Raw genomic sequence first — 17,812 nt, 5'->3', positions numbered from 1 at the left:
GCTAGCCCCTTCGAAAAGTGGCTACAATGCGCGCCCCGCCCGAATAGCTCAGCCGGTTAGAGCACTTGACTGTTAATCAGGGGGTCGTTGGTTCGAGTCCAACTTCGGGCGCCAAATCTGCAAGGGCCGCGAGCGATCGCGGCCCTTGTTTTTTGGGTCACTGGAAAGGGAACGGGCGCTGGCCAGGGCGAAGGTGCGGAAGCGGCCTTGACGCCATTGACATGAGCCATGGCCCTTCGGGTTGATGAACGCTTCAATCGCAGGATTGGGTGCCCGGGGTTCTGCGCGAGCGCACCCGCCCCAGGTTGTTGACGATGACCTCGCCCTGTAGCTTGCCGTCCGCGCATACCCGTACCGTGATGTTGCTGCCTGCCGCTCGACCGTCTGCCAGGAAGCGGACAGTGGGCCGCCCGCTGGAAGACAGCAGGCTTATGGAAGAAGAGACCGGCTGAATCTCGTTGCGCAACACGTCTGCGGGCGAGCGCGGTTGCGGCTGCCTGGCGCTGTCGCGGTAGATCAGCCAGCCTTCGCTCCAGTCCAGGTCCGATCGGCAGCGCCCGTCGCCTGCGGACGGGCACACCGTGACCGGCACCGCGCCGGTTATCGCCGCGTTGCGCGCCGCTGCCAGGCCGCCGCTGAGCAGGTGCATCGAGGTCGCTATGCGCTGCCGCTGCAGCGTATGGCGCGTGCCGGGCAGGGCGATGGCCGTCAGTATTGCGATGACGACCATGCAGGCTATGGCTTCGATCAGGGACAGGCCTCGCTGGCGGGTGCGCACGTGCGTGACTCGACGTATGGGGGCCTCCAGCTTCCAAAGCGTGGCCCTCCAGCGGCATCATCCCGCTCCCCATCGCGCTGTAGGAATTTTCCAGACGCGGCTGTCATCCAGGCGTCGCTATACTCAGCGGTCGTCCGAGGGTGGTGCCATGTCCGACCGTTTCCAGCTCGTATCGCCGTATTCGCCGGCAGGCGACCAGCCGCAGGCCATCGACAAGCTGGTGTCCGGTTTCGAGGCCGGCCTGGCCAAGCAGACGCTGCTCGGGGTTACCGGCTCGGGCAAGACCTACACCATCGCCAACGTCGTGCAGGCGATCCAGAAGCCGACCCTGGTGATGGCGCCGAACAAGACCCTGGCGGCGCAGCTGTACGGCGAGTTCAAGGCGTTCTTTCCGCACAACGCGGTCGAGTACTTCGTCAGCTACTACGACTACTACCAGCCCGAGGCCTATGTGCCGTCGTCGGACACCTTCATCGAGAAGGACAGCTCGATCAACGAGCACATCGAGCAGATGCGGCTGGCGGCGACCAAGACGCTGCTGTCGCGGCGCGATGCGGTGGTGGTGGCGACGGTGTCGGCGATCTACGGCCTGGGCGCGCCGGAGGACTACCTGTCGCTGCGCCTGATCCTGTCGGTGGGCGAGCACGTGGAGCAGCGCGAGCTGATCAAGCATCTCACCGATCTCCAGTACACCCGCAACGAGTACGAACTGCACCGCGGCACGTTCCGCGTGCGCGGCGAGCTGATCGACGTGTTCCCGGCCGAATCGGACAGCGAAGCGCTGCGCATCGAGCTGTTCGACGGCGACATCGAGAAGCTGACCCTGTTCGATCCGCTGACCGGGGAGACGCTGCGCAAGCTGCAGCGTTACACGGTGTACCCGAAGACCCACTACGCCACCACCCGCGAGCGCACGCTCAGCGCGGTGGACACGATCAAGCTCGAGCTGAAGGAGCGCCTGGAGCAGCTCTACGCGCAGAACAAGCTGGTCGAGGCGCAGCGCCTGGCCCAGCGCACCCAGTTCGACCTGGAGATGATGGCCGAGGTCGGCTACTGCAACGGGATCGAGAACTACTCGCGGCACCTGACCGGCAAGGCGCCGGGCGAGCCGCCGCCGACGCTGTTCGATTACCTGCCGGCCGACGCGCTGCTGGTGGTCGACGAGTCGCACGTCACCATTCCGCAGATCGGCGCGATGTACAAGGGCGACCGTTCGCGCAAGGAGACGCTGGTGGAGTTCGGTTTCCGCCTGCCGTCGGCGCTGGACAACCGGCCGCTGCGCTTCGAGGAGTGGGAGGCGCGCTCGCCACGCAGCATCTACGTCTCCGCCACGCCGGGGCCCTACGAGCTGCGCGAATCGGCTGGCGAGATCACCGAGCTGGTGGTGCGCCCGACGGGGCTGATCGACCCGGAGGTCGAGATCCGTCCGGTCGGCACCCAGGTCGACGACCTGATGTCGGAAGTGCACAAGCGCATCGCGCTGGGCGATCGTGTGCTGGTGACCACGCTGACCAAGCGCATGGCCGAGAACCTCACCGAGTACCTGGGCGAGCACAACATCCGCGTGCGCTATCTGCATTCGGACATCGACACGGTCGAGCGGGTGGAGATCATCCGCGACCTGCGCCTGGGCAAGTTCGACGTGCTGGTCGGCATCAACCTGCTGCGCGAAGGCCTGGACATGCCGGAGGTGTCGCTGGTGGCGATCCTCGACGCGGACAAGGAGGGTTTCCTGCGCTCGACCGGCTCGCTGATCCAGACCATCGGCCGCGCCGCGCGCAACCTGCGCGGCAAGGCGATCCTGTACGCGGACCGGATGACGCGCTCGATGCAGGCGGCGATCGACGAGACCGGACGCCGCCGCGAGAAGCAGGTCGAGTACAACCTGGAGCACGGGATCACCCCGAAGTCGGTGGCGCGGCCGATCGTCGACATTCTCGAAGGCGCGCGCTCCGATGGCGCGGCCGAGCCCAAGGGCGGCAAGGGCAGGGGCCGCCGCGTGGCCGAGGAGCCGATGGACTACCGGACGCTGGCGCCGGCCGAGATCGCGGCCCGGCTCAAGGCGCTGGAGCAGCAGATGTACCAGCACGCGCGCGACCTGGAATTCGAGGATGCGGCGCGGGTGCGCGACCAGATCAAGAAGCTGCGCGACGCCAGCCTGGTCAGCTAGCGGGGCGCGGCGCGCTGGCCGGCGGTTGCGCAGGATCCGCGGCCGCGGCGGCACACGGCGCTGGCGTTCTGCTTCGGCTTCAAGGGCACGGCATCAGGCGGGACGTCCCTCGTCCGCAGCATCGGGCTTCGCCATCATGCGGCGATGTGCGCGCCAGCTTCATGCCTGCATGAGGGGCTTATGCCCACGCCGTGAATGCGCTGCACGCCATGGCAGGTTCGCTCGTCGGCGTCGCGACGTCAGCCGTTCGCCGATGCAAGCAACGTAAGGCACGAAATGCTCAAGCCGGATGCGAGCTGCCGGTGGCGCTTGCGGTATGCGACGCGCTGACTGGATCAAGCTTGAGAAATACGCTGGAAGCGTATCAAGTCCACGGAAGGCCTTGCTGTTGCCGGCTTTCGCGTGGTGGGCGGTACAGGGTTCGAACCTGTGACCCCTACCATGTCAAGGTAGTGCTCTACCGCTGAGCTAACCGCCCGATCGCTGCGGCGGACAGACCGCTGCAGGGGCGCGAATCTTAGCCTGCCTGGAAGGCAAGAGCAATAGTCCGCGGTAGCGCTGCTTTGCGCTTGCGCGGCAAGTAACCCGTCGCCAGATGCTCCAGGCGTCCCGTGGGTAGCGATGGGAGATGATCGCGGGCTCCGTCGTCCGGAAGCCCGCCGCCATATCGAGACGTCCATATCGCCTTGCCCGCGTCCGGGAGTGGCAAATGATCCAGGGCCTGCGGGTCTCAGGCAAACGGCCTTCCTTTACCGCGCCGCGCTCAATGACCGCCCAGCGCGCCACTTCGATGAACAAGCCGCCGCGGCGGCTCAACCATTCGCGTATCTGCCCATGACATCTTCGGCGGCATTGCAGCCAGGGCAGGTGAGCACCAGGTTGCCCCTGGCATCGGCGAATGCGTGGTCGCCGCGCGCGCCTGCGCTCCAGCGGTGGCTGCAGCCCTTGCAGCGCACGTCGATCTCGGATATCCGGCTTTCGGTGGACTCGGCCGTTGCGCCGGCGTCGCGCATCCACCGTACTGCGAGCAGCTCGAACTGATTCGTTTCCAGAATCATATCGGCGTCTCCTTTCCAGGATGTGCCGGCAGGCTAGCGGGGGCGACTTGACTGTTTGATAAACGAGTTCATAAATGGTGTGGATGACCATGCGGCGCATTGCCGGTGGCGTACTTCACTGGTACATCTCGGTATGGGCCACGCTGTACCGCCGCCGCCAGTGGCGACCGCATTTAGGGTGCGCAGGTCCCTGCTGGCCAAATGCCTTGACCGCCACTCGATCCGCTACGCGTTGACGCGGTGGTCGTGTTCGCAACCGGTTTACTATCCCCGGCACGACATCGCCCGGCACGCCCATCGAGGCCTTGTTGGCGGCATGCGCATCGCAGGTCGAAAAACGAGGTCCTGACGGCCCTCGAAGCCGGACGCTGCTTCGGCCGTGGTTGACGCTGGGCGGCAGCGACACGTTCGCCCAGGCCGAGCCAGGCGATGGGGTCACGCTGTCGGACGCAGCGAATGTCGCGCTGGGCTGGCTGCGATCAGGCGCCTTGCGTGGCCGCCCGATGCAGCACCAGCACCCAGAACCCAAAGCCGGCGCAACCGGCGTAGCCCAGCAAGATCAATGTCTTGACCTGCCGCTCGTATGCTCGGATCAGCTTCATCTCGGTCTTCTCCCCCGGGAGCGCTCCCTCCGCGCTCTGTCTCTAAATGTAGACAAATGCCATCGAAAAGCAAGCCTCCAGGCGCTGCGTCTGTCTTAACGCATTCAATTGTGATAGCGGCTGTATTTTCGTGGGATCCAGCCGGTAGCTCTGGCCGGCTTGCGCGCCGCAAAGTCGTGCGGAGACTTGCACGATTGGGCGCGGACGCCCCCTAGACGCTCGATGTCCGGCGCCTGGTCAGAGCGGGGCACGAGGCCAAGCCGGGAGGGGGCTCCTGCGAGCCGGGCTGACATGGCGGCGTGTCAGGGTGCCGGCCTCCCGCGCACGCGCCGGATGCTGCGGCGGATCCATCGCCGCCCGCGGGCCGGCTCAGGCGGTCGCCGGCAGGTTGAACACGAAGCGGGTGCCGGTTTCCGGCGTCGACTGCACCGAGACCGTGCCGCCGTGCGCGCGCGAGATCTCCGCGACGATGTACAGGCCAAGGCCCAGGCCGGGTTCGTTGCGATCCAGCTGCGCGCGCGCGAAGGGCCGGAACAGCTGCGCCTGCTTGGACTGCGGTATATGCCCGCCGTTGTGCACGCTCAGTTCGAAGCCACGGGCATCGCTGACCGCGGTGATCGTCACCGGCACCGCCGGATCGCCGTGCAGCACCGCGTTGGCGACCAGGTTGCCCAGCAGTTGCGAGACGCGGTCCGGATCGCAGTGCACCGGCAACTGCAGGCGCCAGTGGGTCTGCAGCTCGCGGTCGGCGTAGCCGGCACGGATCTCCGACACCACCTGTTCCAGGTAGCGCGACAGTTCGCGCTCTTCGACCTTCGCCACCGACAACCCGCCGCCGAGGCGGCCGCGGGCGAAATCGAGAATGTTGTCGATCAGTTCGGACATGCGCAGCGCGCTCTTGCGCATGTAGTCCAGCACTTTGCCTTCGCGCGCGCCCTGCGCGGCGCCGTCGAGCAGCTCGATGCCGGACATGATGGACTGCAGCGGATTGCGCAGGTCGTGGCCGAGCACGGCGATGAACTCCTCGCGCAGCTGCGCGGTGGCTTCGGCATCGGCCAGCGCGGTGTCGCGCTGCAGGACGCGGTCCTCGGCTTCCAGGTGCGCGCCGATGAGCTGGGCGAACAGGTCCAGCATGGCCAGGGTGTCGTCGTCGATCTTCGCCGGCAGCGGATCCAGCGCGCACAGCGTGCCGAAGAAGCTGCCGTCGGGCCGGCGGATCGGCACCGACACGTAGCTCTCGAAGCCGTACAGCTTCGGCGTGTGGTGTTGCGAGAACACCGGATCGGTCGAGGCCGACGCGAAGATCACCGCGTTGCCGCTCTGGCGGATCTCGTTGCAGATGGTCGACTCCAACTGCAACTGGCCGCCCGGCGCCAGCCCGAACGCGATCTGGTCGTATACGGCGCAGGCGGTCCATGTGGTCTCGGTGACCCGTGCCACGGCCGAAAAGCGCATGCCGGTGGTGCGCGACACCACCTGCAGGATGGTGGGGACGGCGGCGATCCTGCCGATGGCGGCGATATCCCGTTCCAGGTCGGGATCCGGAACGACGGGACGGGCTCGGGTCGGCATCGCGCAATGGTACACGGCCCGCCTTGGTGGCAAGTGCATGGGGCCGGCCGGCCCAGCGTGGGCACGCGCCTGCCGGCAGCGGGAACCCACCGCCAGCACATGGGTTGGGACGGCGCTCGGCGGCGAAGCGCGTCGTGCCGATCGAGTGGCTATACATCGACCGGCACGTGCGCGGCGCGGGCGATTCCCCATGCGTCGGGCTGCCGACGCTGTGCGCAGCGCCGGTCATCGTCGCGCGGTGGCGATTCGCCGGCTGCGCCCGTGCGGTCGGCAAATCGTCGCCGTCGTGGCGGCGCGATGCGCCGGCGAACTCGTCGCCCATCACCCCACGCGCCGATGTACGCCGCCTGCCGGCGTATGCGGTGCCGCACGCGGTTTGAATACGTATGCAGCCAGCGTCGCGGCCGACGCTTCGACGGTAATCTAGCGCGGCTTTCCGCACCCGCGTTCGTGTGCGCTTACCTGCCCGGGAGGGGCATTCCATGACACAGGCTCCATGGTGGCGCGGTGCGGTGATCTACCAGATCTATCCGCGCAGTTTCCTAGACGCCAACGGCGACGGCGTCGGCGATCTGCCCGGCATCGAAAGCAGGCTGGACTACATCGCCGCGTTGGGCGTGGATGCGATCTGGATCTCGCCGTTCTTCAAGTCGCCGATGGCCGATTTCGGCTACGACATCGCCGACTATCGCGAGGTGGATCCGCTGTTCGGCACGCTGCAGGATTTCGACCGGCTGCTGGCCAAGGCGCATGCGCTGGGCCTGAAGGTGATGATCGACCAGGTCCTCAGCCACACCTCGATAGAGCATGCCTGGTTCAAGGAAAGCCGTCAGAGCCGCGACAATCCCAGGGCCGACTGGTACGTGTGGGCCGACGCGCGCGAGGACGGCACGCCGCCCAACAACTGGATGTCGCTGTTTGGCGGCGTGGCCTGGCAATGGGAGCCGCGGCGCGCGCAGTACTACCTGCACAACTTCCTGTCGTCGCAGCCGGACCTGAATTTCCACCATCCGCAGGTGCAGCAGGCCACGCTGGACAACGTGGAATTCTGGCTCGCGCGCGGGGTCGACGGTTTCCGTCTGGACGCGATCAACTTCTGCTTCCACGACGCGCAGCTGCGCGACAACCCCTCCAAGCCGGAGGAAAAGCGCGTCGGCCGCGGCTTCAGCGCGGACAACCCCTACGCGTACCAGTACCACTACTACAACAACACCCAGCCGGAGAACCTGCCCTTTCTCGAGCGCCTGCGCGGCGTCGTGGACCGCTACCCAGGCGCGGTGACGCTGGGCGAGATCTCCTCCGAGGATTCGCTCGCCACCACCGCCGAGTACACCGCACACGGCCGCTTGCACATGGGCTACAGCTTCGAGCTGCTGGTCGAGGATTTCAGCGCCGCCTACATCCGCGGCACGGTGTCGCGGCTGGAGGCGGCGATGACCGAGGGCTGGCCATGCTGGGCGGTGTCCAACCACGACGTGGCCCGCGCGGTCACCCGCTGGGGCGGTCCCACCGCGCCGCCGGCGCTGGCGCGGATGCTGGTGGCGCTGCTGTGTTCGCTGCGCGGCTCGGTATGCCTGTACCAGGGCGAGGAACTCGGCCTGGGCGAGGCGGAAGTACCGTTCGAGGCGTTGCAGGACCCGTACGGCATCACCTTCTGGCCGACCTTCAAGGGGCGCGACGGATGCCGCACGCCGATGCCGTGGAGCGACGCACAGCAGGCTGGCTTCACCGCCGGCACGCCGTGGTTGCCGATTCCCGACGCGCACCGCGCGCTGTCGGTGCAGGCGCAGGAGCGCGATCCGGATTCGGTGCTGCACGCGTTCAAGGCCTTCCTGGCCTGGCGCCGCTTGCAGCCCGCTTTGGTCGCCGGTTCGATTGCGTTCGTAGAGACCCCGGAGCCGGTGCTCATGTTCACTCGCGAAGTGGCGGGCGAGTCGGTGCTGGCGGCGTTCAACCTGTCCGCGGTGCCTGCCACCACGACCCTGCCGGCCGGCCAGTGGCAGCTGCTGGACGTGCCGGGCCCGGTGGCGGGCGAGCGCGACGGCGAACGCCTGCATCTTCCTGCCTACGCGGCCTTCTTCGCACGGCGATCGGTGCCGGCCTGATCGCGCTTGCGCGCCGCGCCTCGGCTACGCGGCGGCCGGGGCAACGGCCATGCGCGGATCGCGCGTGCTGCCGGTGATGAGGTGTCGGCCCTTCAGTTATCGGGAGACGCGTGCCGTCGCCTGTGGCTATGGCTGTGCGCCATGGCCGGTGCCGTCTACGTCCCACGATTCGCCGCTGGAAGGGCATGACTCGCCCTTGGCTGCACCTTGCCGACAGCGCTCTGCGTGCCGCCGCTTGGCGAGATCGTGTGCGGTGCGGTCTGGCCCACACGTACCCATCCGCAGGCCTTGGGGCGATGCACTGTAGGAGCCCGTGCTTACGGACGCCGCGGCGATTCCCGCTCCCTGTAGGAGCGGGGCCGGGTGGCCTCGGCCATCCGTCGCGGCCTGTCGGGCCTGGCCACGATGATGGTAATAGCAACGACAACGGTGCGGGCTCAAGCAATCCTGCGGGAGCGACTTCAGTCGCGACGAGTCGTTGGCAACGCCTGTCACCACGATGGCCGAGCCGTCCGAAGCGCTTCTTTAGGATTCGGATGCCTGGTGATCGCGGCCGGTGCCGAAAGAGGCGGAACAGTCCCCTGCATTGACCCCTGCGGTCCCGATACCGTGTATCTGCGCCGCTGCCCGCCACCGGTCGCTTCTCTCCAGGCACACGACCGCGCCGCACGCCGCACGCGTCAGCCGCGGCACCCGCGCAAAAGCAAAAACCCGCCGGTCACCCGGCGGGCTCGCTGCTGCTCGATGCCGCGGTCAGATCAGAACTTGTAGTTCGCGCCGAGCATGTAGGTGCGGCCCCACTCCATGTACTCCAGCGGACGGTCCTTGCTGGCGGCGTAGGTGCGGTAGGGTTCGTTGGTCAGGTTGCTCGCCTGCAGCAGCAAGGTCAGCCCGCGCAGGGTGCTGCCGTCGCCGAAGGTATAGCTGACCTGCGCATCGGTGACGCTCTCGCCGACCACGTAGCGCAGGGTGCGGTTGCCGTTGAAGTTGCCGATCTCGCCGATGAAGTCCGAACGCCTGCGCTGGCTGACGCGGGCTTCGAAACCGTGGCGCTCGTAGTAGGCGGTGAAGTTGTACACGCGGTCGGACAGGCCCGGCAGGCTGATCGGATCCGAGCCCACGCTGGAGGCGCTTTCCGGGTCGAGGATTTCGATGTCGCTGTCGTTGAAGGTGGCGCTGGCCTGCACGCCGAAGCCGCGCAGGCTGTCGGCCAGCATGTCCAGCGGCAGCGACGCGGTGAGCTCCAGGCCGCGCAGGGTGCCGCCCTTGCCGTTCTGCGGCGAGGAGAAGGTGCCGATGGTCTGCACCGGGACGGTCATGCCCGGCGGCACCACGTAGCTTTCGACCAGGTCGGAGAAGTCGTAGTCGTCGCGCGACTGCGTGTAGACGTAGCTCTTCAGGTCCTTGTAGAAGATCGCCGCGGCCACGTAGGCCTTCTCGCCGAAGTACTTCTCGTAGGACAGGTCCAGCGCGGTGGCGCGCCACGGGTCCAGCAGCGGATTGCCGCCGCTGCCGCCGGGCCTGCCGGTGGAGGTGTCGACGCCGAACTCCAGCCCGGCGCGCATCTGGTCCACGCGCGGGCGCGCGACCTGCTTGGCCGCGGCGAAGCGCAGCGTCTGCTGGTGCGGGAACATGAAGGCCAGGTTCAGGCTCGGCAGCCAGTCGTTGTAGGTCTTGCCGGCGTCGATCGGCAGCACGTTCTGGCCGTCCGGGCGCGAGCGGTCGAAGTAGTTGGACTGCGAACTCTGGTCGGTGTGCTGCATCTGCACGCCGATGTTGCCGCGCACGCCGACTTCGCCGATGTCGGTGTTGATGTTGGCGCGCAGCCAGGCGGTGGTGATCTTCTCCTGCACCGTCCACGATTTCGGGATCAGGTAGTCCAGGTCGGTGACCGGTTCGAACACCATGTAACGCCCGACCGCGGCCGGCACGTTCCAGGCGGGGATGTAGCCGATGCCGGCGAAGCCCAGGTTGACCGGGTCGTACTGCAGGTCGGCGGCGATATTGGAGTCGCCTTGCGCGCCGAGCAGGATGTTGCCTTCGGCCTGGGTCTTCTGCTTGCGCCGGTCGGCGTAGTTGACGCCCACGTCGAGGTCGGTGAACCAGGACAGCGCTTCGGGCATCGGCAGGGTCGCGGCCAGCTTGCCGCCCTTCAGGCGATCCTCGACCTGCGGCACCTTGCCGTAACCGGAGCCGTAGATGGTGTTGGTCAGGAACAACGCGTCGGGGTTGGAGTAGTCCAGCCCGGGGGTGATCTGCGAAAAGCCGTTGGGCCTGACCGAGACGCCGACGGTATCGAACTGCGGGCGCGGAATAAGCTGGAGGTTGTTCTCCAGGTTGGTCTCGTTGCGGGTGGCCTTCGAGTAGTTCAGGTCGGCGACGAGCTTCACGCTGCCGAGATTGAACTCGTTGTTCCAGCCGAACGCGTCGATCTTGTCCTTGCGCCTGTTGTACATGCCCCGAACCAACGGATACGCGTTGGAAATGGTGCCGCCAGTGAAGGTGCCGTTAGCATTGCGTCCGACATTGCTGAAAATCGGCAGGATCGAGTTGGGGTCACTGGAATCCTCGCCATTGCCGCTCAGACTCAGCTCGAACTGGTTGGCGGTGTCGATCTGCTCGGCTTCGGTGTGGAACGCATCGAAGGTGCTGGTCCACGCGTTGGACGGACGGAACTGCACGGTGGCCATCACCCCGTCGCGCTTGTTGTTGCCGGTGCGGCGCAAGGCCTTGATGCCGTCGGAGAAGTAGGTGCCCGCGGCCAGCCCGGGGCGGTTGCCGGCATCGGTGTGCTCGGTGGTCCACGGCTCGTACAGGCCGACCTGGTTCTCCTGGATCGGGTTGTCGCTGTGCGCGTAGCCGATCGAGATGCCCAGGGTCTTGTCGAAGAACTGGTCGATGTAGCTGGCGCTGAAGCGGTTGCCGAACTCGTCGACATCGGCCGCTTCGCCCAGCGAGCTCTTCTGCAGGCGCCCGCTGACCGCGATCACGCGCTCGGGGAAGCTCAGCGGGCGCACGGTCTGCATGTCGATGGTGCCCGACAGGCCCTGGCCGACCAGCGCCGCGTCGGGGGTCTTGTACACGGTCACGCCGTTGACCAGTTCCGACGGGTACTGGTCGAACTCGACGCTGCGGTTGTCGCCGGTGCTGACCACCTCGCGCCCGTTGAGCAGGGTGGTGGCGAAGTCCGGCGACAGGCCGCGCACGCTGATAACCTGGGCGCGGCCGGCCACGCGCTGCGCGGCCAGGCCGGGCAGGCGGCCCAGCGATTCGGCGATGCTCACGTCGGGCAGCTTGCCGATGTCCTCGGCCGAGATCGCCTCGACGATGGACGTGGCGTCCTGCTTGATGGCGATGGCGTTCTCGATGCCGCGGCGGATGCCGGTCACCTCGACCTTGTCCAGTTCGGTCACCGGGTTCTGCGACGCGGTCTCGGTGGTCTGGCCCTGGATGTCGGTCTGCGCCGACGCCAGCATGGGCGTCATGGCTACAGCCAGAGCGATGGTCAGCGCATTGCGCTTGTGGTTCAACATTTTCCCCTCCCAGGCAATGTTGGTGATGCAAGTTTTTCTGGTCCAGCGGATCGGCTGGCTTGTTGTTATCGCGCAGCCGTTCCGGCGTCGGCGACTGCAACCTATGGTAGACACGACGCTCCGCCGCGAACGCGGTCTGCATACGTATTCAATGGCGCGCACGACGCTGGAATCGCTTCCACGCGGCCCATGGCAGCGCGCGAGGCGAAGCGAGGCGCGCGCGTGGTGCGCCCGCATGCCAGGGGTCTTGTCGTGCGTGGACCGGCCGCCGCGTCGCGGCGTATCCGGTGCTCGTGCCGGCAGGGTTCACCACCGCTAGGCGACTGCCCGCTCGCGGCGCTGCGCGAGCGCGAGGGCCCGGCGCGGCAGCGCGATCAGCGCGCGTCCGCCGCCGCCGCGATGAATACGTATGCAGCTGTGCGCGGCGGCGCCCGACGCGTCTACCATGGCCCGAGGCACCCTTGAGGGAGGGGCCGCGACCGCGGCGCCGGCTTTGTCGGCGAGGCGCAACCACAACGCGAGCAAAGAGGGAGGGAGGCCGACGGGCGCAAGCCGGTCCGCCGCTTCGATGCTGAAGATGATCTGCCTGGCCGCGGCGTTGGGTGCCGCGGCGGGTCCGCCCGCGGCTGCGGCGGACCTCGAATTCGACGGCCGCCGCGCGCATGCCCAGGCCCTGGCCGATGGCGGCTTCGTGCTGCGCTTTCCCGCCGGCGAGCGGCGCCTGCCGCCGCAGCCGATGCGCAGCGACACCGCCAGCGCGATGTTCGATGCGCTGTTCGCGCTCGCGCAGCAGGAACTGGCCGACGATCGCGTGGACGCGATCCGCGATCCCGCCTTCGACCACGGCCGGCCATTGCCGTGCGACTGCTACCAGACCGGCGAGCGCTGGCCTTACGTGTGGACCCGCGACGTCAGCTATGCCGCCGACCTGGCGCTGGCCCGGCTCGATCCCGAGCGCACCCGCCGTTCGCTGCGCTTCAAGCTGTCGGCGATGCGCGGCGACGCTGCGCTGCCGGGGTTGTTCGTGGCCCAGGACACCGGCTCGGGCGGCAGTTGGCCGGTCAGCAGCGACCGCGTGGTGTGGTTCCTGGCCGCGCGCCACCTGCTCGACGATCCGGGCTTCGCCGCCGACACCCGCGCGGCGCTCGCCGCGACGCTGGCGCAGGACCGCGCGTTCGCGTTCGACGCGCGCATCGGCCTGTACCGCGGCGAGACCTCGTTCCTGGACTGGCGCGAGCAGACCTATCCGGCGTGGACCCGCGACGACGTGCGCTTCATCGCCGGCTCCTTCGCGCTGTCGACCAACGTGCTGCACTACCAGGCGCTGCGCCTGGGCGAGCGGCTGGCGCGGGAGCAGGGCGACGATGCCGCCGCCACGCGCTACGCCGATTGGGCCGAGCAGCTCAAGCGCGCGATCGCGCAGCGCTTCTGGCGCGAGGACCGCGGCACCTACATGAGCTATATCGGCAGCGCCGAGCACCCGGTGGCGTACGAGAGCTACGACCTGCTCGGCCTGTCGCTGGCGGTGCTGGCCGACGTGCTGCCGCCGGCGCGCGCGCGCGCGGCGCTGGCGCGCTATCCGGTGGTCGAGGCCGGCAGCCCGGTGATCTGGCCGCAGCAGCCCGGCGTGCCGATCTACCACAACCGCGCGCTGTGGCCGTTCGTCAGCGCCTATGCGCTGCGCGCGGCGCGGCATACCGACGACAGTGCGCGCATCGCCTTCGAGGTGCAGTCGCTGATGCGCGGCGCCGCGCTGGCCGGTTCGAACATGGAGAACTACGAGTTCCTGAGCCAGGCCGTACACGTGGACGATGGTGCGCTCAGCGGTCCGGTGGTCAATTCGCCGCGGCAGCTGTGGTCGGTGGCCGGCTACCTGGCGATGGTGGGCGAGGGCGTGTTCGGCGTGCAGGACGACGGCGCGGTGCTGCCGAAGCTGCCGGCGAGCCTGGTGCCGATGCTGTTCGGCGAGCGGCGCCAGATCGCGCTGCAAGCCGGCGAGCGGCGCATCGTGCTGGTGCGGCCGACGCGGATCGACGGCGACCTGCTGGTGGCCGGCGAGACGACGACCCAGGACGGCGTGACCACGGTGCAGCTGGCCGGCCGGCGCACGCAGCCGCTGCCGTTGCGGCGCATCGCCGCCGAACACGCCTTCGCGCCGGCTGCGCCGCCCGCGCCGGTGCTGCGGCGCGACGGGCAGGGCTGGCGCGTCTCCGCTGCTGCGGCCGACACGGTGCTGTACGTCGACGGCGAGCGCCTGCCGGGCCGTGCCGACGGGGCACGTCTGCCGCTGCGCGCGCAGGTGCAGTGCCTGAGCCTGACCCGGCGCTCGCCGCAGTGGGAATCGCTGCACAGCCCCAGCGTGTGCGTCGGCGAGACGTCGCGCCTGGACGGCGCCGACGCCTGGCACTGGACGCCGCCGCGCGACGGCCGCTATCGGCTCAGCCTGCGCTACGCCAATGCGCACGGGCCGATCAATACCGGCGTCACCGCGGCGGTGAAGCAGCTGCAGCTGCAATGCGCCGGCGCCACGCCGCAGCGCAGGCCGGTGGTGATGCCGCACAGCGTCGGCGAGCAGGAATCCACCGCGGCCGAGTTCGTGCTGCAGGCCGGCCAGGCCTGCCGCATCGACCTGGTGGGCGCTGCCAACATGAGCGCGCTGCAGCACTTCGCGCGCTACACCGGCGGCGCCGGCGGTGCCGACGGCGTGGTCAACGACGCCGCGGTCGCCGCGCTGCTGATCGCGCCCGCCGCCGGCGACAAGGGGCACGAATGAGCGCCGTGCGCCCGGCCAAGCCGGCGCTGTCGTTCTGGCAGATCTGGAACATGTGCTTCGGTTTCCTCGGCATCCAGTTCGGCTTCGCCCTGCAGAACGCCAACGCCAGCCGCATCTTCCAGACCCTCGGCGCGGACATGGAACAGGTGCCGGGCCTGTGGATCGCCGCGCCGCTGACCGGGCTCATCGTGCAGCCGATCGTCGGCTACCTGTCCGACCGCACCTGGAACCGCTTCGGCCGGCGCCGCCCGTACTTCATGCTCGGCGCGCTGTTCACCACGCTGGCGCTGCTGGCGATGCCGAACTCGCCGACGTTGTGGATCGCCGCCGGCACGCTGTGGATCCTGGACGCGTCGATCAACGTGTCGATGGAGCCGTTCCGCGCATTCGTCGGCGACCAGCTGCCGCCGCGGCAGCGCGCGGGCGGCTACGCGATGCAGAGCTTCTTCATCGGCGTCGGCGCGGTGGTGGCGAGCCTGCTGCCGTGGCTGCTGGCCAAATGGGGCGTCAGCAATACCGCCGCCGCCGGCGAAGTGCCGGCCACGGTGCGCTATGCGTTCTACCTGGGCGGCGCGGTGCTGTTCGGGTCGATCCTATGGACCGTGCTGAGCACGCGCGAGTATCCGCCCGAGACGCTGCAGGGCTTCGACGACGCGCCGCCGCCGCTGGTCGACGAGCGCGCGGCGGCGCCGCGCTCGGACGCTGCGGCGGCGATCTGGCTGGCGCTGGGCCTGGCCGGCGCGGCGGCGATCGCCTGGCACGGCGGCGACCGCATGCTGTACGTGCTGGCCGGCCTGTTCGCCGGCTACGGGCTGCTGCAATGGCTGGCCCCGCGGCTGCGCCACACGCGCATGCTGGCGGCGATCATGCGCGACGTGCAGGCGATGCCGCCGGCGATGCGGCGCCTGGCATGGGTGCAGTTCTTCTCGTGGTTCGCGCTGTTCGCGATGTGGATCTACACCACCGCCGCGGTGACGCGCACGCACTACGGCGCCAGCGACGCCGCCTCGGCCGCGTACAACGAGGGCGCCAACTGGGTGGGCGTGCTGTTCGGCGCGTACAACGGCTTCGCCGCGCTGGCGGCGATGGCCATTCCGCTGCTGGTGCGCCGGCTCGGCCTGCGCGCCAGCCACCAGCTCAACCTGTGCCTGGGCGCGGCCGGGCTGCTGTCGTTCCTGTGGGTTCGCGATCCGCAGTGGCTGCTGCTGTCGATGCTCGGCGTCGGCTTCGCCTGGGCGTCGATCCTGTCGCTGCCGTACGCGATGCTGTCCGGCAGCGTGCCGGCGGCCAAGATGGGCGTGTACATGGGCATCTTCAATTTCTTCATCGTGATCCCGCAACTGGTCGCCGCCAGCGTGCTCGGGTTCGTGTTGAAGCACTGGCTCGGCGGGCAGCCGCTCTACGCACTGGCGATCGGCGGCGGCAGCCTGCTGCTGGCGGCGCTGTGCATGCTGCGGGTGCCGGCCGACAACGGAGCGAGGCAATGATGCGGAAGTGTTCGACCCTGGCGCTGTCTGCCGCGCTGTCCGCCGCGCAGGCGGCGCATGCGCAGGCCCCGGCCGAGTACTACGGCACGCTGGAACCGTTCGCCAGCGACGCGGTCTATTTCGTGGTCACCGACCGCTTCGTCAACGGCGATCCCGGCAACGACCATCGCGACCAGGGCGGCGCGCACCGCACCTTCGACATCCCGCTGCCGGCGCCGCCGGGCGAGAGCGACAACATCGGCTACCTCGGCGGCGACTTCAAGGGCGTGGCCGACAACGCCGGCTACATCCGCGATCTGGGCTTCAGCGCGGTGTGGATCACCCCCATCGTCGACAACCCGGACCAGGCGTTCACCGGCGGCAAGCCGATCACCTGGGGCAGCTCGCTGAGCGACCGCGGCAAGACCGGCTACCACGGCTACTGGGGCGTCAACTTCTACAAGCTCGACGAGCATCTGCCCAGCCCGGGCCTGGATTTCGCCGGCTTCACCCGGGCCATGCACGCGCAGCAACTGAAGGTGGTGCTGGACATCGTCGGCAACCACGGCTCGCCGGCCTATACGATGCCCAGGCGGCAGCCGATGTTCGGCCAGCTGTTCGACCGCGACGGCACGCTCATCGCCGACCACCAGAACCTGCCGCCGCCGAAGCTGGATCCGGCGCACAACCCGCTGCACGCGTTCTACAACACCGGCGGCGGCCTGGCCGAGCTGTCGGACTTCAACGAACGCAATCCGGCGGTGATGGAGTACCTGGTCGGCGCCTATGCGCAATGGCTGGAGCAGGGCGCCGACGCGTTCCGCATCGACACCATCGGCTGGATGCCCGACGGCTTCTGGCACGAATTCGTGCGCCGCATCCGCGCGCGGCGCCCCGGCATGTTCATGTTCGGCGAGGCCTTCGACTACGACGCGCGCAAGATCGCCGGGCATACCTGGCCGCGCAACGCCGGGGTCAGCGTGCTGGATTTCCCGTTGAAGCAGGCGCTGGAATCGGTATTCGGCCACGCGCAACGCGGCTTCGAGCAGTTGCAGGTCCCGCTGTACCTGGAGCGCGGCCCGTACGCCAACCCGTACGAGCTGATGACCTTCTACGACAACCACGACATGGCCCGGCTGGACGCCAGCGACAGCGGCTTCATCGACGCGCACAACTGGCTGTTCACCGCGCGCGGCATCCCGGTGATCTACTACGGCTCGGAAACCGGCTTCATGCGCGGCCGCGCCGAGCACGCCGGCAACCGCAACTACTTCGGCCAGCAGCGCGTGGATGGCGCGGTGCGGAGCCCGATCTTCGCGCCGTTGCAGCGCATCGCCACACTGCGGCAACGCAGCCCGGCGCTGCAGCGCGGGCTGCAGCTCAACCTGCGCCTGGCCGGCGAGGAAGCGGTGTTCTACCGCGTGTTCCAGCACCAGGGGCGTACCCAGACCGCGCTGGTGCTGCTGAACAAGGGCGATGCGCCGCGCACGCTGGAAGTGCGCCGCTACCTGCAGCCCGGCACCTGGCGCGACGGCTTCGACGGCCGTGCGATCGAGGTCGCCGACACGCTGCGCGCCGAGGTGCCGGCGCACGGCGTGCGCGTGTTCCTGTCCGATGCGCCGATCGTCCGCCCGGACCTGCGCGCGCGGCTGGGCTGGCTGATGGCGGCCAAGGACGGCGTGGCGCCGCCACTGTAGGAGCGGCGCCGGGTGGCTTCGGGCCATCAACCGCGACCGGGCGTTACCGGCAACGCCC

The 17,812-nt window shown here is 68.6% G+C and carries 11 protein-coding genes and 2 tRNA genes; 7 read left to right on the top strand and 6 right to left on the bottom strand.

Features of this window, described 5'->3' with window-relative positions; translation table 11 throughout:
- Positions 1 to 37 precede the first annotated feature (37 nt).
- A tRNA-Asn gene (locus JR065_RS12640) sits at positions 38 to 114 on the top strand.
- Between the two features lie 139 nt (positions 115 to 253).
- On the opposite strand, the gene JR065_RS12635 is transcribed toward JR065_RS12640, so the two are convergent.
- A complete protein-coding gene (locus JR065_RS12635; RefSeq protein WP_343237269.1) occupies positions 254 to 778 on the bottom strand; it encodes a GspH/FimT family pseudopilin in 525 nt (174 codons plus the stop codon).
- Positions 779 to 926: 148 nt separating this feature from the next.
- Between JR065_RS12635 and uvrB the strand changes: the two genes are divergently transcribed.
- On the top strand, positions 927 to 2,948 hold the full coding sequence (uvrB, locus tag JR065_RS12630) for an excinuclease ABC subunit UvrB (RefSeq protein ID WP_206234574.1): 2,022 nt from the start codon (positions 927 to 929) through the stop codon (positions 2,946 to 2,948).
- Between the two features lie 403 nt (positions 2,949 to 3,351).
- On the opposite strand, the gene JR065_RS12625 is transcribed toward uvrB, so the two are convergent.
- From JR065_RS12625 to JR065_RS12615, 4 genes are all read right to left on the bottom strand, one after another.
- Positions 3,352 to 3,426 (bottom strand) — tRNA-Val (locus JR065_RS12625).
- Between the two features lie 334 nt (positions 3,427 to 3,760).
- Entirely contained in the window at positions 3,761 to 4,006 is a 246-nt protein-coding gene (locus JR065_RS12620) for a hypothetical protein (protein WP_206234573.1), read from the bottom strand.
- A gap of 479 nt (positions 4,007 to 4,485) precedes the next feature.
- The gene (locus JR065_RS21735; protein ID WP_277420147.1) at positions 4,486 to 4,608 is read right to left on the bottom strand and encodes a hypothetical protein; all 123 of its coding nucleotides are present in this window, start codon (positions 4,606 to 4,608) and stop codon (positions 4,486 to 4,488) included.
- A gap of 369 nt (positions 4,609 to 4,977) precedes the next feature.
- Positions 4,978 to 6,180: a GAF domain-containing sensor histidine kinase gene (locus tag JR065_RS12615; protein ID WP_206234572.1), complete on the bottom strand. Its 1,203-nt coding sequence runs from the start codon at positions 6,178 to 6,180 to the stop codon at positions 4,978 to 4,980.
- 134 nt (positions 6,181 to 6,314) lie between these two features.
- On the opposite strand from JR065_RS12615, the gene JR065_RS12610 reads away from it, so the two are divergent.
- Both JR065_RS12610 and JR065_RS12605 read left to right on the top strand, forming a co-directional pair.
- Positions 6,315 to 6,560 carry a hypothetical protein gene (locus JR065_RS12610; protein WP_206234571.1) on the top strand — a complete coding sequence of 82 codons (246 nt, stop codon included), beginning with the start codon at positions 6,315 to 6,317 and terminating at the stop codon, positions 6,558 to 6,560.
- Between the two features lie 102 nt (positions 6,561 to 6,662).
- On the top strand, positions 6,663 to 8,285 hold the full coding sequence (locus JR065_RS12605) for an alpha-glucosidase family protein (RefSeq protein WP_206234570.1): 1,623 nt from the start codon (positions 6,663 to 6,665) through the stop codon (positions 8,283 to 8,285).
- Positions 8,286 to 9,043: 758 nt separating this feature from the next.
- Here JR065_RS12605 and JR065_RS12600 read toward each other — a convergent pair.
- On the bottom strand, positions 9,044 to 11,818 hold the full coding sequence (locus tag JR065_RS12600) for a TonB-dependent receptor (protein WP_206234569.1): 2,775 nt from the start codon (positions 11,816 to 11,818) through the stop codon (positions 9,044 to 9,046).
- A 568-nt stretch (positions 11,819 to 12,386) separates the two neighbouring features.
- On the opposite strand from JR065_RS12600, the gene JR065_RS12595 reads away from it, so the two are divergent.
- The 3 genes from JR065_RS12595 to JR065_RS12585 are packed head-to-tail and all read left to right on the top strand — an operon-like array spanning position 12,387 to position 17,754.
- Positions 12,387 to 14,591 carry a Six-hairpin glycosidase-like protein gene (locus tag JR065_RS12595; protein ID WP_206234568.1) on the top strand — a complete coding sequence of 735 codons (2,205 nt, stop codon included), beginning with the start codon at positions 12,387 to 12,389 and terminating at the stop codon, positions 14,589 to 14,591.
- Positions 14,588 to 16,078: an MFS transporter gene (locus JR065_RS12590; RefSeq protein ID WP_206234567.1), complete on the top strand. Its 1,491-nt coding sequence runs from the start codon at positions 14,588 to 14,590 to the stop codon at positions 16,076 to 16,078. The genes JR065_RS12595 and JR065_RS12590 overlap by 4 nt, the downstream gene beginning before the upstream one ends.
- Positions 16,078 to 17,754, top strand: coding sequence for an alpha-amylase family glycosyl hydrolase (locus JR065_RS12585; protein WP_429001865.1), 1,677 nt, complete (start codon positions 16,078 to 16,080; stop codon positions 17,752 to 17,754). Before JR065_RS12590 ends, JR065_RS12585 begins: the two co-directional genes overlap by 1 nt.
- Positions 17,755 to 17,812 lie beyond the last annotated feature (58 nt).

It is taken from the genome of Xanthomonas sp., assembly GCF_017163755.1.
Taxonomy (GTDB): Bacteria; Pseudomonadota; Gammaproteobacteria; order Xanthomonadales; family Xanthomonadaceae; genus Xanthomonas_A.
The sequence above is the reverse complement of the archived record's forward strand: the minus strand, read 5'-3'. Positions and strand labels throughout refer to the sequence as shown.